The organism is Synechococcus sp. A10-1-5-9 (genome assembly GCF_047716785.1).
GTDB lineage: Bacteria > Cyanobacteriota > Cyanobacteriia > PCC-6307 > Cyanobiaceae > Synechococcus_C.
In genome coordinates, this window is sequence record NZ_CP180406.1 from 508478 (window position 1) to 523102 (window position 14625).

The following is a 14625-nucleotide window of genomic DNA, read 5'->3' on the forward strand; positions in this document are numbered from 1 at the left end:
CATTCAATAGACAAAAGTTAATAGAAACTGAAAAATGGTAGAGAACTGAGCATGCGTATACAACGACTCTAAAGATCATTTCATTCAAAGGATCCTTGCTACGACAGGAAACCTTCTGAGTAGCCCGGCAAAACCGAACGAGAAAAGAGTTGTCAGAACCATTGCATTGAGTGCAGTCAGCCAAGGATTGAGTCCAATGAAGCCGACCGCCATTAGAACCAACACCAACACCATTGGATGAATCACATAGGCCCCGTAGCTGTTCGATCCTGCAACTGACAACCATTGCCCAAAGCAGTCTTCATGCCTGTGAAACCACATGATTAGATACGACAAGACTCCCCATGCGATCGCAGGATAAATAAACTGTCCAAACAAAATAAGTGATGCTGGGTTTTTAAAAATGTCGGTATTAAAAGTCAAAGTCATATTCAGAAGCACCATCGAAAAACCGAATTGGCTCAGAAGCAAAAACATCGACAATCGGAACCACTTTATGACCAGATGCGGATCAATCCGCTCAAACCAGTGATGAAACGACGCTTTGCATCCAATAAAGAATAAAAATGCATAGGTGAATACATGCATTCCTTGAAAGCCCAGTCCATTCAAAGGTGTACTGCGCAAAAAGGCCCAGAGATCAGTTTGTGTTGACATAGCCACCTCAATGAATCCTAAAACGACAGCACTGATAACCCATGAATGCATTGTTGGTACTGGAATAGCTGTATCGACTACATAGTGATCACCCCTTAACTTAACCCAAGCACAATAAATCAAATCGAATACAAGTAGAACTAGCAAAAACCACAAAACGCCGATTCTGTTGAATGGAATATCGCTCAGAGATAAAAACTCTAATGGACTCGAGGGAGAAAGTCTACCAATTAGAAGTGAGAGGTTATTGACAATAAATAAACCAAAAACAAATGGAATACCGATGCGTATTGAGCGATTTTTTAAATACTGCACGACTCCCTTCTTATGCACTGATCGAGGAACAAAATAACCCGAAATTAAAAACATCATTGGCATGATGAAAGAATTAATGGCGTAGATGTACCAATTGAAGAATCCTATAAATCCTTCCCCTACCATTCCTTCAATGGGAATACGGACCCCACTCCAGCCCGTCGGGAAAAAGGCAACTGGAACATGGAGTGCAATGACCAGACCAACTATGACTGCCTTAATTTGGTCCAGATAAAGTAAACGTTTATGAGACATTGACAATCGAACAACCATCGAGCGGATTTCAATAAAACTAGCAAAAGGCTTCACTTCGCCATGGAAGCGAAGCAAAACTGAAATGTCAGTTCGTCCAAGGGACAATATGAAGCCTTAAGGAGTACAACTTCGCGCTTAAGTACTTCAAGGATACAGAGCAAAGAGATGATGATGCATACGCTTATCAATAGAGTTATTTATTTTTCTTTTAGTTCCAACGATCTTCACGGTCAAGCTTATTTGAAAAAGCTCGATCGTGTTATGATTATATTTTTACGCATCAAGGAGGCAGTCAATCAAGCCTTTCATTCCCTATTACTCTTATATTTAATCGTCAAGTCGTATCTCTAAAAAGCTTGCATGAATAGATCTTCACTCACACTCACAGCTCTTTTACTCGGTGGTTTATCTGCCATGGCCCAGGGAGTCGACCCCAAGATCCATGCAATGTGTCTTGAAGCCAAGGACTACGTTGGATGCGTTAAGGCGATGACCACTGACGTCAGTCAACAGAAAGTTATGCAGGTTGATCAAACCAACCGGCCTGGCCTGCAAAATGAAATGGGAAATTCGTGTCCTGCTGGTTACGCCTATTCAGGTGCAGGTCAATGCAGATCAATCGTCTGTCAATACCAAGGCATTTTTGGTCAAAATGAGCCTCAATTGGCTGGAAAGGGGCATACCTGCAAAGGCGCGAATCGGCGCTATGGCCTGTTAACCGGTCGTGCCACCTTGTTATGGGGTAACCAATACATGCGTGCTGTCAACAATCCGAATTGCCCAAATAGGGAACCTTCCATTGGTGGTCGATCAAGCTGTAGCTTGACCAGTCTGAATGATCGACTTCCAAAAACCGACTCAATGAACATCGAGGATTGGGAATCCGATGAATAGAATGAAGCGCGATGTTATGTGGTTTCTACGAAGCAGGGCTTTTCAAATGGCATTCTTCCATTGATGGACAGCCATCTGGAAAGCCTTGATTCAAAGCGCTGCACAAGGTGTCCTTCGCTGCAAAACAGCAGCTGTCTTGTTAGCAAACACAGCCGCTTTAATCGATTTCACGATGGAGTCCTGCAGCTCAATCGGTTCCTATCGTTGAAGAGTTAGACAATAATCAATGAATCGCACTGCAACCGCCGCAGTTATCATCGCCTTGAGTGCACCCGTGATGGCTCAACCGGTCATTGACCCTGTCGCAGTTGCAGACAAAACATGCGCTGCTTTCAAGGATCCATCCATGCCTCAGTCTTACAAAGACCAAATGCGAGACAGAACTTATATCAACATGGCTGGAGTTGTTCCAGCTGGAGCAACCGACGCTTATCGATCGATGTGGGAGGGCTACGCCCTTGTTCGCCAGCGAGGTTGCGGAAGATAATCCTCACAACACACCAATACACGTGAAACATCCGGGAACATCCATGGAAGGCGTGGTCGAGGTGTTCCGCCAATTCCTGCTGCTCGGATGCTCATCGTTCGGTGGACCGGTGGCACACCTCGGATATTTCCGTGAGCGGTTCGTGCAACGGGAGAAGTGGCTCACCGACGCGGCCTATGCCGACCTCGTGGCCCTTTGCCAGTTTCTGCCTGGCCCCGCCAGTTCCCAGGTAGGGATGGGCCTTGGCCTGATGCGTGCTGGTTGGCCAGGAGCCTTGGCGGCCTGGATTGGATTCACGTTTCCGTCGGCGATCCTGCTTGTGCTTGCGTCCGCTGTGCTGTCAGCCAATCCGGACTGGCTGGCCGGAGGCTGGGTTCAGGGCTTGAAAGTGGCCGCCGTTGCCGTGGTGGCGCAGGCCGTGCTGGGCATGCAGCGCAAGCTGGCACCTGATCGGAACCGAGCGAGCCTGATGGCTTTTGCAGCGGTGTTGGTGCTGCTGGTGCCTCTGGCCTGGGTGCAGCTTCTGGCACTAGTGATCGGAGCGGTCGCAGGTCTCACCCTGTTGCCTCCCCCCGACGATCGCTCCATGAGCCATGAACTGCTCAAGGTGCCCGTGCACAGAGGCGTGTCCCTTCTTCTTCTGGTGGCGTTGGTCGGCATGCTTGTAGCTCTGCCATGGCTTGCCGCAGAAGCCAGACCGGTGGCCATCCAGCAGCTGGCAGGTTTTCTTCAGGCTGGATCGCTGGTGTTCGGGGGAGGCCACGTTGTGCTCCCGCTGCTCGAGCAGTCTCTGGTGCCCCCTGGGTGGATCAGCCTTGACCAGTTTCTGGCCGGCTATGGAGCAGCTCAGGCTGTACCCGGCCCCATGTTCAGCTTTGCCGCCTTCCTCGGCTTTGATCTGCGCGGCGGGTTGCAGGGCGTCGGCGGCGCCCTGCTTGCCCTCCTGGCTCTGTTTCTTCCAGCCTTTCTGCTGGTTGGAGGCGCCCTGCCGTTCTGGAGTGTCCTCGGGAAGCGAACAACGATGCGACGCGCCCTCAAGGGCATCAATGCTGCTGTGGTGGGTGTGCTGCTTGCAGCACTGTTTCAGCCGGTCTGGCTGGCTGGCATCAAGTCCAGTGCCGATTTCAGTCTGGCGTTGATGGCCTTTCTGCTGCTGGTGGGTTGGAAGCAACCGGCCTGGCGGGTCGTTCTGGTTTGCGGGCTGGTGGGAGGCTTCGCCCTGTCGTCATGACCGATCAACCGACCCTGTTTCTTGTCGTCCTCGGAGGACGCACGGCGACATGCCACGTGGAACTCCACGATGTGCGCTGGATGGTGGGGTCTTGCATCGAAGACACCATTCCAGCACTGAAGCGCGAATGGTTCGGCTTGCAGAAGGGTCTGCATGTCGACAGCTACAAGGCCATCACTCATGTGGATGGCTTTGCAGTGCGCCCGCTGCCTGCAGCACCGATGCCAGAGAAACTCCTGACCTCAGCGAATACGCAACCTGTCGATCGACTTTGGTTCGTCAATCTCGGCGGTTATCAACGTGAGTCACTTCAGGAACAGCATCAATTCGGCCTGGTGGTGGCCAGATCTCAGCAGGCTGCCAAGGCACGGGCCAAAGCCCGTTGGTTGAAGGAATCCCTACAGGTTCACAAGGATGATCTCCATGGGATCGAGTCCATTAGCGACGTCGATGACTGTCTGCCGATCGACGGCATCGGCGGATGGCGAATCAGTTTGCAGTCAGTACCCAATCCACCGGAGACGGATCTGAAGCCTGACTGGTTCGGCTACTGGCGCATTGATGGCCGATTGCCGAAGCCAAGGCCGGATGCAGTGATCTGATCCAACGTCAACCCTGAACGAACCGCCACCAGGACTGAACGCTCTCAGGGCTTCCGTACCAGGGCGCACCGAACAGCCCACCATGGGCGGTGGAGTTCAGCACGAGATGACGCGCATCCTTCAACAGAGCTGAAGAGACCGGAACGAGGCCATCGCCTGCCACTGCAGCATCCCCGACGATGCTCCTGTAGCTGCCGGAAGCACTGCGTCGACTGAATGCTGACGCTGTCGAACCACTGAGATCCAACGCGCCAGCTACAGCCACGTAATCCACGCCGGGGTGATGGCAGCCCGGAAAGCGGCGGTCCACCATGGCGCGCAGGGGCGTTGCTCGGACGGCCTGATGGGGACTACCGAGTGTGACCAGGCGATTGCAGCGATCAGAGCCGCCGTATCGGCAACCCTGGAACTCCACATCACTGAGATAAAGACGCAGCATCACACCGCCTGAGCTGTGGCCGACCAACGTGACCTGACCACTTGCCGAGAGGGGTTGCAACGCATCAACAGCGGCAGCGACGCGATCCAGAACACGTCGCCAGCCGAATCCCCAGCTGGTGAGCAGCCAGTCGAACCGGCTGACCGGAACGACCACCACGTGCTCCACCCCCGAGAGCCGCAGGGCTTCGGCCATCGGCTGATAGGCCTCCTCGGTGATCAGAAATCCACCAAGGATCACCACCGGCTGGTGGGGGTCGACAGATCGCATCACTCCGGTGCAGCTGAGGCAGCGCCATCATCAGGTCAAATGATGACGACGCCATGGCACCAGAGAACGTCGCCGATTACCCCCGACCACCACGACTGGAACCAACCGATGATCACGTTCTGATCAAAGTCGCCGGTGAGGTGCTCTTCGATGGCAAGGGCTGCCAGCGCGTGCTCGAGACGTACCACCCTCCCACCTACTACTTGCCGCCGACGGGGATGGACATGGCCTTGCTCTCACCCGCAGCGGGACGAAGTTTCTGCGAATGGAAAGGAGTGGCGGAGTACTTCGATGTGGTGACATCACAGGGCAGGATTCATCGCGCTGTTTGGCGTTATCCATCACCCACAGCAGGGTTTCAAGCCATTGCTGGTTGGTTTGCGTTGTATCCGGGTTTGATGCAGGGATGCTGGGTCAATGCTGAACCGGTGATCCCCCAGCCAGGAGGTTTCTACGGTGGATGGATCACATCAGCTGTTCAAGGGCCATTCAAAGGCGATCCAATGCACCCGGAGCTGATCTGATCCGATGGACAAACTGATTCAGCTCCTCAGAGACCATCCCAACGACCCGTCCATCCCAGACTTGATCAAGAACGCCGAAGCCGGGTCTGATGTAGACCTCAATCAGCAGAGCGAACAACTCAGCGGGGTGTGGGAATTGCGCTGGAGCAGCGCAAGCCAACCCTGGCTGAAACAGGCGGCATGGTTGGACAATCTGCAGATCCTGGACCCAGTTCACAGCCGAGGCATGAATGTTCTCAGGCTCAATGGTCCCCTCAGAGGGTTAGCGGCGATCACTGTTGAGGCAGAGCTGTCGATCGCGAGTGCGACCCGGGTTTCAGTCTGCTTCCGCAAAGGAGGCTGGGTCGGACCTGGGTTGCCAGGAGGAGGCCGCCTGGAGTTCATGAAAAAGGTGAATCAATCATTCCCAGCCTGGCTTGAAATCACAGCCCTGGATGACATCCTGCGCATCTGTAGGGGAAACGCAGGCACGACCTTCGCTCTTCTGCGCCGCCGCGAGATGCGCATTGATTCTTTTCTACGACCAAAAGACAAATAATCTCATCGTTGACATTCGCCGAAGGTGCCTAAACAAATGATTGAACGCATCTGCGTCAATGATTGCCTGTGATCTGAACCACGACCGAATCAATTTCCTGTTAATTTCAGCCCGTTTTCAACCCTGCTTAATTCATGAAAAAGCTGATCTGGCTGGCGGCACTCGCTCCCCTGTTGACTCCAGCGTCAGCGCTAGCGCAGAAAGAGATCCCCAAGGCTCCCGGCTATGAGGAGTGTCCGCTGGGTTACGTCAACACCCTTGGAACAACCTGCGTGTCGCCGATCTATTACGAAGTGGCTCCCACCAACGGGAAAGCCTGCCTGTCCGGCTGGATGAATATCGGCGCCGGATATTGCAAGAAGAAGAAGCTCGGCATCTTCTGAGCAGCCGATGCCATTCGATGTCTCCATTGCCATGCTCCGACGTCATGGACGTTGGTTGCTCCAGCTTCGTGACGACATCGATGGCATCGCGGCTCCTGGATGTTGGGGCCTGTTCGGCGGACACCTTGAATCAGGGGAGACCGCTGAACAGGCACTTCAAAGGGAGCTGATCGAAGAAATCGGTTGGTGCCCCGCCAACGTCAGGCTGTGGATCAGATACAGCACCGCCGAACGCACTGCCCACGTGTTCCTGGGAGAGCTTCAAAGAGATCTTCACCTGCTTGAACTGAATGAAGGGCAGGACATGGTGCTGGCTTCCGCTGCAGAGCTGCGAACTGGGCAGATTCTGAGCCCCAGACTCAATGAACTCCGCCCCCTGGCGCCAACCCTGAAGCTGCTCACCGGCAGACTTCAGGACATTCAGAGCGACTGAACAACCAGAACGAGCACGAGTGCCATCAGGGCCAGAATCACCCAGAACCTGATGCCTTTGCGGCGCGGCCCGACCGAGGCGCGACCCTCGCTTCGCACGCGTTGGCCAGCAGGTGTCCCGCAATGGGAGCAAACGAGACGACCTCCGAGAGACCGATCGGCACGGAAACTGGTGGAGCCGCATCGGCTGCAGCGGTTGATCATCGGGATCCCATCGGCTCAGCAGCCACAATCACTCCATGCCCCTTCAGCACGCAAGCCATCAAAACGCACCATGGCTAGACCTTCAGGGCATTGAAGCCTGGGCTGGAGGTCAACGCATCGTCGAGGATCTGTCACTGCGTCTCTGGATCGGTGAATCCACAGCGATTCTGGGTCCGAACGGGGCCGGCAAGAGCACGCTCGTCAAGCTCATCAGTCGCTGCCTTCACCCCGTGGTTCAACCGCAGTCCTACCTGCGCATGTTCGGCGAGGAGCGCATCAATCTCTGGGCCCTGCGTGAGCGTCTGGGAGTGGTGGATTCGGAGCTGCAGCAACGTATCCCCGATGCAATGACCTGCCGTGAACTCATGCACTCCGCCTTCTTCGGAGCCATCGGGCTTAGACGCGGTCTTGATCCCAACCCAGAGCAGGTTCAAAGGTCCTTGGCACTCCTGAATCAGTTCAACCTTAAGGAGCTTGAATCCTCCTCTTTCGGAAGACTGTCCGAAGGACAGAAACGCAGGGTGCTGATCGCAAGAGCCATGGTGCATCAGCCGCAGGTCTTGGTTCTCGATGAACCGACCAACGCCCTTGATCTGCGAGCCCGGCACGGGTTGCTGGCCCAGCTGAGGCTGCTGTGCCGAAGCGGAACCACCCTGATCCTGATCACCCATCAAATCGACACGATCATCCCTGAGATCAACCGGGTGGTGGGAATGCGCAAGGGTGGTGTCGTTGTGGATGGTGCACCAGCAGAGGTCCTCAACGATGGCGTGCTGTCCGATCTTTTCGAGACTCCGTTGAAGGTTTTGGAAGCCGCTGGTTTTCGGCAGGTCGTACCAGCATGACCCCAGCGATGGCTTGATCGAAGAGGTCATGAAACAGGCCTATGCCCAGAGAGAAAAGAGCCAGGTGTTGGCAATCTGGCCTCGGTCAACCCTGGCTCATTGTCTGATTCCTAACGCCCGATGAAACGCCTGCTGCCCCTGGCGCTTTATGGCCTCCTGAGTGTTTTGAGCGCTCATTCCGGTCGGTCGGAAATCGTCGATACAACCCTGTCTCCTACCCCTCTTGAGCCCCATCTGGCGCGTCTGCTGCAGATCGCTGGCTGCACAACTGAGATCTCTCCAACAAATTCGCTCAATCGTGTTCAGGCGGCTTCATTGCTGCAGGACTGTTTACAACGTCAGGGATCGACAAGCGAAGCAATCCAGAGATTGCTCGATGAACTCAGCGATGAACTGATTCAACAGCGCAACAAGCGCGTGAACCACCTGGATGATGCCGTCAGGAGCCTTGAAGCCACAGCGTTCTCGCCCACGACTCAGTTAAAAGGAGTCACCACATTGGTTATCGGGGCCAATGCATTCGGCGGTAACTCCGCAGCGCAGCGCAACGACATTCGCAGCAGCTTTGGAGCGACGATCGTCGGCTATGACGAGAAGTTGATCCTGCGCACGAGCTTCACGGGCCAGGATGTTCTCAATGTCCGTCTGAGAGCTGGCAATCTCGATTCAAATCAAAATACTTTCGGTGGTGGTGGACCGAGTCAACTTTCAGAGCTGGATGTGGCCTTCCAGCAGGGACCCAATCCCAATAAGCTCGGCATCAATCGTGCCTGGTACAAGTTCCCAGTTGGGGAGAACTGGACTTTCACCGTTGGTAGTCGTGTGAATCAAAGCGTGATGCTGGCGATGTGGCCCAGTGTCTACCCCGAAGACTCGGTTCTGGATCTCTTCACCCAGGCAGGGGCTTCGGGTGCGTACAGCAGCAACCTTGGCGCCGGTGGCGGTGTGATGTGGGAGCGGGGGCCGCTGAGCATCAGCCTCAACTACATCGCCGGACAAGGCGAAAGCGGATCGTCCGGATCTGGACTCTTCGGGGTGGATGCAGGCAGCAGCGCAACCGCGCAGGTGGGTTACGCAGCTGATCAGTGGGGAATCGCGGCTGCCCTGGCAACCATTCAGAACGGATTCGGGATCATTGACTACGCCAGCCCCTTCACTCTTCGCAGCTTCAACCAACCGGGGATCACAACAAGCACGGCACTCAGTGGTTACTGGCAACCGGCCAGGAAGGGATGGGTTCCGTCCATCAGCGCCGGTTGGGGTTGGAACAGCACGCGCTACCAGAACGGTGTGAACAGCGAGGGACTGGTTTCCATCTCCCAGTCGTGGACAGTGGCGCTGCAGTGGACCGACTGGCTGTTGGACGACACGTCGTTGGGTCTAGCCGTCGGCCAGCCGATCTTTGCGACGGCATTGAAGGGTGGGGCGACTCCTGACGATGCGAGTTTCGCCATGGAGGGGTGGTTCATGGTTCCGATCTCGGATTCGATCAGCGTTACACCAGCCGTTTTTTATCTCAGCCGACCTCTCGGGGCTGATACGCCCCGAGGAACGTCCCTGAGCCAGCTGGGCGCTTTGATGAAAACCACTGTGCGCTTCTGATGCGTGGCTCCCGATGTCATAACCTCGCCACGCGTCTGACGTGACATCTTGAACAGCAACGCCAGGATCGATGCTCTTCAGCTGATGCTGACCGATCTACGCACACGCAATGAACCGATCCGTCATAAGGCCGCGTTCCGTGGATGCCAACCTGAGTTTCAGGCGCTCGTCACCCAGCTGATCGAACAATTAGAAGCCGAACTCTTGGAGGAGAAACAACGCTTTCGAGCGGCTCAGCGTGACTGATTGCGGTAAGCGGCTGGTGCGATCACGAGAAACAGCACCCACCAGCACACCACAGCAATCGCGATGGAGCCTGTCACCCAGAGGCGGTGGAGCATCAACCAGCTGCCACCCACCACGATCAGGCCGGTGAGAACGATCGTCCATGGCTGACACCACCATGGTTTGTGCGACCAAAGTCCGGTATCCGATGACTCACTCATCGAAGGGAATCAATCTGACCGCTCTGATGCAGCTGATGGAGGGCGGTGTAGTCGCCAAAGAAGTCGCCATCAACAAAGATCTGGGGAAACACCCTGAGCCCACTGCGTCTCTGACAGGCTTCGAAGGTGCTGTCGGAGTCGACAGCGATGATGCGATGGGGAATCGCTTGCCGCTCGAGAAGCTGGCGCGCTCGATGGCACCAGGGACAACCTTGGAGAACAGCCAACTCGACCCGCTCGTTGCTGGTTGGTTGGCTCTGTCCTGGTAATTCATTCAGCCCGACCAGCAGCTGGACACCCTTGTGAACGATGGTTCCAGGTTCGAGATGTCCACCCCAAACCTGACAAGCTCCATCCGAGAGGCTGAGATGGAGATGAACACCTTGTGGTGACAGCGTGCCGTTCAAGGTGATCACTTCCAAAATGCCTCGCATCTGGGTGGGATGGGGCTGACCGGGGCACTGAAAACAGGCCACTGAAAGATCGCCAACAACCCCCAGAACGAAGCCGCTGAGCTGGTGATCAGACGCAAGTTGATGAAGGGACTGATGAAGATCCTGACCGGGTTCCAGCTTGAGGGTCAGAGTCTCCATTCAATCCCTGAGAAAGCCGCAACAGAATAACGTCAGACGACTATCAGCCATTACGATACGATAGCGTTACGCCAGCGAGACGAAAACGTGTCGTTCCTTCAGACATTGCTCCATGAACTCCAGGAACAGCTGCAGTCGGAGCATCAGGACATCACTGCCGGACAGGTCGCTGAGGCCGCTGAATCGGAACGGGTGAATGTCACCCTTCCTGCCGGCGTGATGAATCGACTCAAGCAACAGGCACTGGCAGAAGGCCGGAGCTGCAGCAGTCTCGCCACATTTTTAATCGAGGATGGCCTGCGCAGGCATGGAACGCTGCTTTAAGGGCTGAATCTGAACGATCCCAGTCATTGCAGTAGAGAATCCGTGATCTTTTTCACCTCTCCCTTGCGCTGCAGATCGAGCAACACCACATCAATCGGAGTCCGCAATGGGCTATCGATAGGCACAACAAAACCGAAGGTCTGATTCGCAAGACTGAATGGGGCCATCTTGTAAGGAGCTCCAGGATTTTGCTGGAGGTAGTAGCGCAAGGGCGCTCCATCGAAAATCACCGCTTCGACCGCCTGCTTGCTGAGCAAATCAATGGCTTCATTCAGTGTTGAAGCTGTCTTCGCCCGCGCCCCATAAATCTTCGCCCAGGTTTGGCTGGACGTTCCATCCACAACAGCAACGGTCCTTCCGCGTAGATCCGACTTTTCGCGGACGCCCGATGGGTCAAGTCGAGTCAGCGAGACAGTGAACGCTGAGGCCAAACCCGCAGTGATGGATGAGAGCGCCAGGAGCGACATCACCATCCAAACGCCTGCGACGGCGCGACCGGTTTTGGAGAGCGGAGCCCGATCGCCATAACCCACTGTGGTGAGCGTCACCAGGGCAAACCACATGCCGTTACCCACACCCCTGAGGTAGTGACGAGGGAACTGAGCGGCGTTCCGCCGCCGTTCCGCCAGCCAAATCAGATTCCCAACCAGAAACAGCAGCAGCATCAATCCGCCAGCTGAGGACAACGCCGCCCAACCAAAAAAGGGGCGAAGTCGTTCCAAGAGCCCGGGTGCTCGCAACGGCAACAGCAGATCTTCTGTGCCGTGGAAATAAGGTTGGGTGAAATCGATTTTGGGGTTAGCCAGTCGATTAGGGGTGATGCTGATCGGCCCGATGGCGAGATCCACCTGTCCATTCACCACGGCTTCGATATTCGCCTCGGTGGTCGGAAATCGAACCAATTTGTAGGGCTTATTGAGGCGTGCAGCAGTTTCAGCCCAGATCTGGACACTGATACCGGGCAATGAACCGCCATCCTTCATCACGAAGGGGGGAGAGCCACTCACACCCACACGCAGGGTTTGGGCCAGACCATCTGCAGGCCAAGCGAGCGCCGTTAGACCCGCTAAAAGAAATGCGACCTTCACCTTCACCGCCTCAGCCGTTGTGCTCAAGCCGCCTCACGATGAAACCCATGGCGATCAGCGAACCGAGCAAAGCCAGCAGCAAGGCGAGTGTCATTGAGGTTCGGGAAACCGTGGAACTTTGAGATTGCCATCTTCAGCTCCAAGAATCCACTCCGCGATCTCCATCCTCAGGGCATAGGCACATTCAAAGCGCTCTTGCCGCTCGAGAGACATCAATCGACGCTGGAGCCAATACAGAGTTTCTCCTGCAGGTGCGAAGGGTTGGGAAGCACGTGACATTCAACCGACCCAGAATGAGTCGACAATGAACGATCAAGGGACTCATTGGCTGCCATCGACGCTACAGATGCAGATTCGGCGATCCCGGCGGGCTGCTTCAGCTGGCGTTGGCGTGAGGAACAGCTTGTGCTTCTGCCGGATCGAGGGATCTGGAGAGAGGCGAGCCGAGATCTTCTAGTGGCTGATCTCCACCTCGGGAAGGCCGAGGTGTTTCAGGCTTTTGGTATTCCAGTGCCAAGTGATGAGGATCGCGGAACGCTCCAGCGTCTCAAGCAGATTTGTATCACCTTCAATCCCGACCGACTCATTATTTTGGGCGATCTAATTCATGGTCGCCAAGGGCTCACACCCCGGTTGATGCACGACCTAGCCACGTTGTCTGAACGGCTTGGAACCAATGTTCTTCTGGTTGGAGGGAACCACGACAGGGACCTGCAAATGCCGGTGCTTCCCCGAACAACAGCATTCCGCCTGGGCGAACTCTGGTTGAGCCACGAACCCGAAGAAGGCCCAGACAAGGCCGAACTACTTAATGTTTGCGGCCATATTCATCCAGCAGTAACCCTGCGCCATGGTGCTGACCGCTTGCGACTTCCGTGCTTCGCCTTCGACAAACTCGAGCAGCGAATGCTGATTCCTGCCTTCGGAGAGTTGACGGGAGGGCATGACTGCGGTCACCGTTACCGCAAATGGCTGGTGGCCGAGGGCACCATCGTTCCTTGGCTCACTCCCGAACCCCAACCAAAAAAGCGACGGCAGGCCCGGTGAAACGGAACACTGCACCCGCGACCGGCAAAGAACGTCGGCGGCCTCAGCGAAGAAGGAAAGGGCTTGGGTTACGGAAACGATGGCTGGTTCTCGGGTTTCCACTCGCTGTCTTTGCAGGTTTGCTGGCGCTCGCACCAAGGACTCACGATCTTGACGTCACGCCGCGCACTGACAAAGAGATTGAAGGTGACGCGCTTGGCACCTTCAGGTACCAACCGGATGATGAGGTGTACGCCCTCGATTTCGACCCACGCAAAGTCAGGCTGGGTCTGCTCGAAGGATGGGATCGCGAACAGGATGCCTTCGAGGACTCAGCAGCGCTGGCCTACGTGTCCGGTCCAATGTACGAACGTCACATCGATAACGGTGGACAGGAGATCACCGTTCCTCTAGGCGATCTGAAATTTGGTCAACGCATCTGGCGAGGGCGCAACCGCACGGCTTCCCGCCAAAGGGCCTTCGTTGGAATCCGGAACGACGGAGGTGTGGACTTCGGCTACGGAGAACTCAACCCCGAACGCGAGCAGACCTACGACATGTTCATCGGTGGACTGCACAGCATCTACAACGATCTTGAGCAAGCCCCTAACAGCTACAAAGGCGCTTACAGCATCAGCATGGGGCAGAGAATCCGCTACTACTTGCCACGGATCAGGATGATCTTCGGCCTGCGCAGTGACGGACGCCTGGAAATGCTGATGAGCAAGGACGGCCTCACTCTCGAGCAGACCAAGGAATTGGCGCGGCGACGTGGACTGGTTGCGGCCTACATGCCAGACCATGCGTCCAAAAGCCGTCTGATCATCCCTGGGGTGAAGGGATTCACAGAGGAAGATGCCAACTGGATCAGCGGAGGGGCGACAAGTTTTGTCCACGTCCCCTACCTCCTCCGTCTGAGTGAACGGCGCAACCAGCTGCAGGGAGGCCTGATGGCCAATCTTTCGGAACGCCTGCAGTCTCAGGAATCCTGCAGCGGACCGTTGGACTGCGCCCAGTTGGTTGGAACGCGTCTTGCTGACAGGGCATTGGCTGGTCTCAACCGGGTGATGGAGCAAGGGGTTGAACCCATCGCCCGGATGATCTGGACACCGAAACCAACAACAAGAGACAGCAACACGGAGTCTGCAGATTCGCCCGAGGTCAGAGATCGGTCTCCGCTGCCTGAGCCGCCAATCACCGCTGACCCGTTGGTTCTGCTTGAACAGCCTCCTCGAGACGGGCTGACCGAACAGCTGGACCCAGCTCTTCCTCCATTTGAGATCAATCTGCCTCCGGATCTACCACCACCCGAAGTGATCGAACCCGATATTCAAGTCAGGCCCGCTCAGTCAGATTTAGAGAACGATGATGTGAGCGTTGACTCTATTGACTTGGTTCAGTCAGAAGAGAGTGGGAGAACATTGATTGGCGCGCCACCGCCTCCGCTTCTTCCACCTTCCCTCCCCTGAA

General features: G+C 55.6%; 20 protein-coding genes. 13 read left to right on the forward strand and 7 right to left on the reverse strand.

What is annotated here, in order from left to right:
* Positions 1–84: 84 nt before the first annotated feature.
* Positions 85–1332: an acyltransferase family protein gene (locus ACLM45_RS03005; RefSeq protein ID WP_415410497.1), complete on the reverse strand. Its 1248-nt coding sequence runs from the start codon at positions 1330–1332 to the stop codon at positions 85–87.
* A 384-nt stretch (positions 1333–1716) separates the two neighbouring features.
* Here ACLM45_RS03005 and ACLM45_RS03010 point away from each other — a divergent pair, with 384 nt between their 5' ends.
* The 3 genes from ACLM45_RS03010 to ACLM45_RS03020 all read left to right on the forward strand — a co-directional run bounded on the left by ACLM45_RS03010 (position 1717) and on the right by ACLM45_RS03020 (position 4441).
* On the forward strand, positions 1717–2121 hold the full coding sequence (locus tag ACLM45_RS03010; protein WP_415410499.1) for a hypothetical protein: 405 nt from the start codon (positions 1717–1719) through the stop codon (positions 2119–2121).
* A gap of 530 nt (positions 2122–2651) precedes the next feature.
* Positions 2652–3839 (forward strand): chromate efflux transporter, encoded by a 1188-nt coding sequence (gene chrA, locus ACLM45_RS03015; RefSeq protein ID WP_415410501.1) that lies wholly within the window; start codon positions 2652–2654, stop codon positions 3837–3839.
* Complete coding sequence (locus ACLM45_RS03020) at positions 3836–4441, forward strand: DUF1543 domain-containing protein (protein ID WP_415410503.1); 606 nt, start codon at positions 3836–3838, stop codon at positions 4439–4441. Before chrA ends, ACLM45_RS03020 begins: the two co-directional genes overlap by 4 nt.
* 7 nt (positions 4442–4448) lie before the next feature.
* Here the strand turns inward: ACLM45_RS03020 and ACLM45_RS03025 are convergent, their stop codons facing one another.
* Positions 4449–5150 (reverse strand): esterase/lipase family protein, encoded by a 702-nt coding sequence (locus ACLM45_RS03025; RefSeq protein WP_415410505.1) that lies wholly within the window; start codon positions 5148–5150, stop codon positions 4449–4451.
* A 53-nt stretch (positions 5151–5203) separates the two neighbouring features.
* Here ACLM45_RS03025 and ACLM45_RS03030 point away from each other — a divergent pair, with 53 nt between their 5' ends.
* The 4 genes from ACLM45_RS03030 (at position 5204) to ACLM45_RS03045 (ending at position 7028) form a co-directional block, all read left to right on the forward strand.
* On the forward strand, positions 5204–5674 hold the full coding sequence (locus ACLM45_RS03030) for a DUF427 domain-containing protein (protein WP_415410507.1): 471 nt from the start codon (positions 5204–5206) through the stop codon (positions 5672–5674).
* A 4-nt stretch (positions 5675–5678) separates the two neighbouring features.
* Positions 5679–6212, forward strand: coding sequence for a PAP/fibrillin family protein (locus ACLM45_RS03035; protein WP_415410509.1), 534 nt, complete (start codon positions 5679–5681; stop codon positions 6210–6212).
* 134 nt (positions 6213–6346) lie between these two features.
* On the forward strand, positions 6347–6595 hold the full coding sequence (locus ACLM45_RS03040) for a hypothetical protein (RefSeq protein WP_006041427.1): 249 nt from the start codon (positions 6347–6349) through the stop codon (positions 6593–6595).
* 7 nt (positions 6596–6602) lie between these two features.
* Positions 6603–7028: an NUDIX hydrolase gene (locus ACLM45_RS03045; RefSeq protein ID WP_415410511.1), complete on the forward strand. Its 426-nt coding sequence runs from the start codon at positions 6603–6605 to the stop codon at positions 7026–7028.
* Here the strand turns inward: ACLM45_RS03045 and ACLM45_RS03050 are convergent.
* Positions 7016–7231, reverse strand: coding sequence for a hypothetical protein (locus ACLM45_RS03050; protein WP_006041429.1), 216 nt, complete (start codon positions 7229–7231; stop codon positions 7016–7018). The two genes, ACLM45_RS03045 and ACLM45_RS03050, sit on opposite strands and share 13 nt — an antisense overlap.
* Before the next feature lie 35 nt (positions 7232–7266).
* Between ACLM45_RS03050 and ACLM45_RS03055 the strand changes: the two genes are divergently transcribed.
* The 3 genes from ACLM45_RS03055 (at position 7267) to ACLM45_RS03065 (ending at position 9924) form a co-directional block, all read left to right on the forward strand.
* On the forward strand, positions 7267–8076 hold the full coding sequence (locus tag ACLM45_RS03055; RefSeq protein WP_415410513.1) for an ABC transporter ATP-binding protein: 810 nt from the start codon (positions 7267–7269) through the stop codon (positions 8074–8076).
* Positions 8077–8196: 120 nt separating this feature from the next.
* Complete coding sequence (locus ACLM45_RS03060; protein ID WP_415410514.1) at positions 8197–9678, forward strand: iron uptake porin; 1482 nt, start codon at positions 8197–8199, stop codon at positions 9676–9678.
* Between the two features lie 48 nt (positions 9679–9726).
* Entirely contained in the window at positions 9727–9924 is a 198-nt protein-coding gene (locus ACLM45_RS03065) for a hypothetical protein (protein ID WP_006041432.1), read from the forward strand.
* On the opposite strand, the gene ACLM45_RS03070 is transcribed toward ACLM45_RS03065, so the two are convergent.
* A complete protein-coding gene (locus ACLM45_RS03070; protein WP_006041433.1) occupies positions 9912–10124 on the reverse strand; it encodes a DUF6737 family protein in 213 nt (70 codons plus the stop codon). The two genes, ACLM45_RS03065 and ACLM45_RS03070, sit on opposite strands and share 13 nt — an antisense overlap.
* The gene (locus ACLM45_RS03075) at positions 10121–10717 is read right to left on the reverse strand and encodes a PCC domain-containing protein (RefSeq protein WP_415410516.1); all 597 of its coding nucleotides are present in this window, start codon (positions 10715–10717) and stop codon (positions 10121–10123) included. The genes ACLM45_RS03070 and ACLM45_RS03075 overlap by 4 nt, the downstream gene beginning before the upstream one ends.
* A gap of 87 nt (positions 10718–10804) precedes the next feature.
* On the opposite strand from ACLM45_RS03075, the gene ACLM45_RS03080 reads away from it, so the two are divergent.
* Positions 10805–11041 carry a ribbon-helix-helix domain-containing protein gene (locus ACLM45_RS03080; protein ID WP_006041435.1) on the forward strand — a complete coding sequence of 79 codons (237 nt, stop codon included), beginning with the start codon at positions 10805–10807 and terminating at the stop codon, positions 11039–11041.
* Positions 11042–11064: 23 nt separating this feature from the next.
* On the opposite strand, the gene ACLM45_RS03085 is transcribed toward ACLM45_RS03080, so the two are convergent.
* On the reverse strand, positions 11065–12156 hold the full coding sequence (locus tag ACLM45_RS03085; RefSeq protein ID WP_415410517.1) for a transporter substrate-binding domain-containing protein: 1092 nt from the start codon (positions 12154–12156) through the stop codon (positions 11065–11067).
* A gap of 63 nt (positions 12157–12219) precedes the next feature.
* The gene (locus tag ACLM45_RS03090; protein WP_415410518.1) at positions 12220–12408 is read right to left on the reverse strand and encodes a hypothetical protein; all 189 of its coding nucleotides are present in this window, start codon (positions 12406–12408) and stop codon (positions 12220–12222) included.
* A 45-nt stretch (positions 12409–12453) separates the two neighbouring features.
* On the opposite strand from ACLM45_RS03090, the gene pdeM reads away from it, so the two are divergent.
* On the forward strand, positions 12454–13176 hold the full coding sequence (pdeM, locus tag ACLM45_RS03095; RefSeq protein ID WP_415410520.1) for a ligase-associated DNA damage response endonuclease PdeM: 723 nt from the start codon (positions 12454–12456) through the stop codon (positions 13174–13176).
* Positions 13173–14624, forward strand: coding sequence for a hypothetical protein (locus ACLM45_RS03100; protein ID WP_415410522.1), 1452 nt, complete (start codon positions 13173–13175; stop codon positions 14622–14624). Before pdeM ends, ACLM45_RS03100 begins: the two co-directional genes overlap by 4 nt.
* The last annotated feature ends 1 nt before the right edge of the window (position 14625 follow it).

What these genes read in the sequence shown, in the direction of transcription:
- chrA (WP_415410501.1), top strand. Translation starts at nt 2,652, where the DNA reads ATGGAAGGCGTGGTCGAGGTGTTCCGCCAATTCCTGCTGCTCGGATGC.
- ACLM45_RS03070 (WP_006041433.1), bottom strand. Translation starts at nt 10,124, where the DNA reads ATGAGTGAGTCATCGGATACCGGACTTTGGTCGCACAAACCATGGTGG.
- ACLM45_RS03090 (WP_415410518.1), bottom strand. Translation starts at nt 12,408, where the DNA reads ATGTCACGTGCTTCCCAACCCTTCGCACCTGCAGGAGAAACTCTGTAT.
- ACLM45_RS03050 (WP_006041429.1), bottom strand. Translation starts at nt 7,231, where the DNA reads ATGATCAACCGCTGCAGCCGATGCGGCTCCACCAGTTTCCGTGCCGAT.
- ACLM45_RS03035 (WP_415410509.1), top strand. Translation starts at nt 5,679, where the DNA reads ATGGACAAACTGATTCAGCTCCTCAGAGACCATCCCAACGACCCGTCC.
- ACLM45_RS03055 (WP_415410513.1), top strand. Translation starts at nt 7,267, where the DNA reads ATGCCCCTTCAGCACGCAAGCCATCAAAACGCACCATGGCTAGACCTT.
- ACLM45_RS03025 (WP_415410505.1), bottom strand. Translation starts at nt 5,150, where the DNA reads ATGCGATCTGTCGACCCCCACCAGCCGGTGGTGATCCTTGGTGGATTT.
- ACLM45_RS03075 (WP_415410516.1), bottom strand. Translation starts at nt 10,717, where the DNA reads ATGGAGACTCTGACCCTCAAGCTGGAACCCGGTCAGGATCTTCATCAG.
- ACLM45_RS03020 (WP_415410503.1), top strand. Translation starts at nt 3,836, where the DNA reads ATGACCGATCAACCGACCCTGTTTCTTGTCGTCCTCGGAGGACGCACG.
- ACLM45_RS03030 (WP_415410507.1), top strand. Translation starts at nt 5,204, where the DNA reads ATGGCACCAGAGAACGTCGCCGATTACCCCCGACCACCACGACTGGAA.
- ACLM45_RS03040 (WP_006041427.1), top strand. Translation starts at nt 6,347, where the DNA reads ATGAAAAAGCTGATCTGGCTGGCGGCACTCGCTCCCCTGTTGACTCCA.
- ACLM45_RS03010 (WP_415410499.1), top strand. Translation starts at nt 1,717, where the DNA reads ATGACCACTGACGTCAGTCAACAGAAAGTTATGCAGGTTGATCAAACC.
- ACLM45_RS03060 (WP_415410514.1), top strand. Translation starts at nt 8,197, where the DNA reads ATGAAACGCCTGCTGCCCCTGGCGCTTTATGGCCTCCTGAGTGTTTTG.
- ACLM45_RS03045 (WP_415410511.1), top strand. Translation starts at nt 6,603, where the DNA reads ATGCCATTCGATGTCTCCATTGCCATGCTCCGACGTCATGGACGTTGG.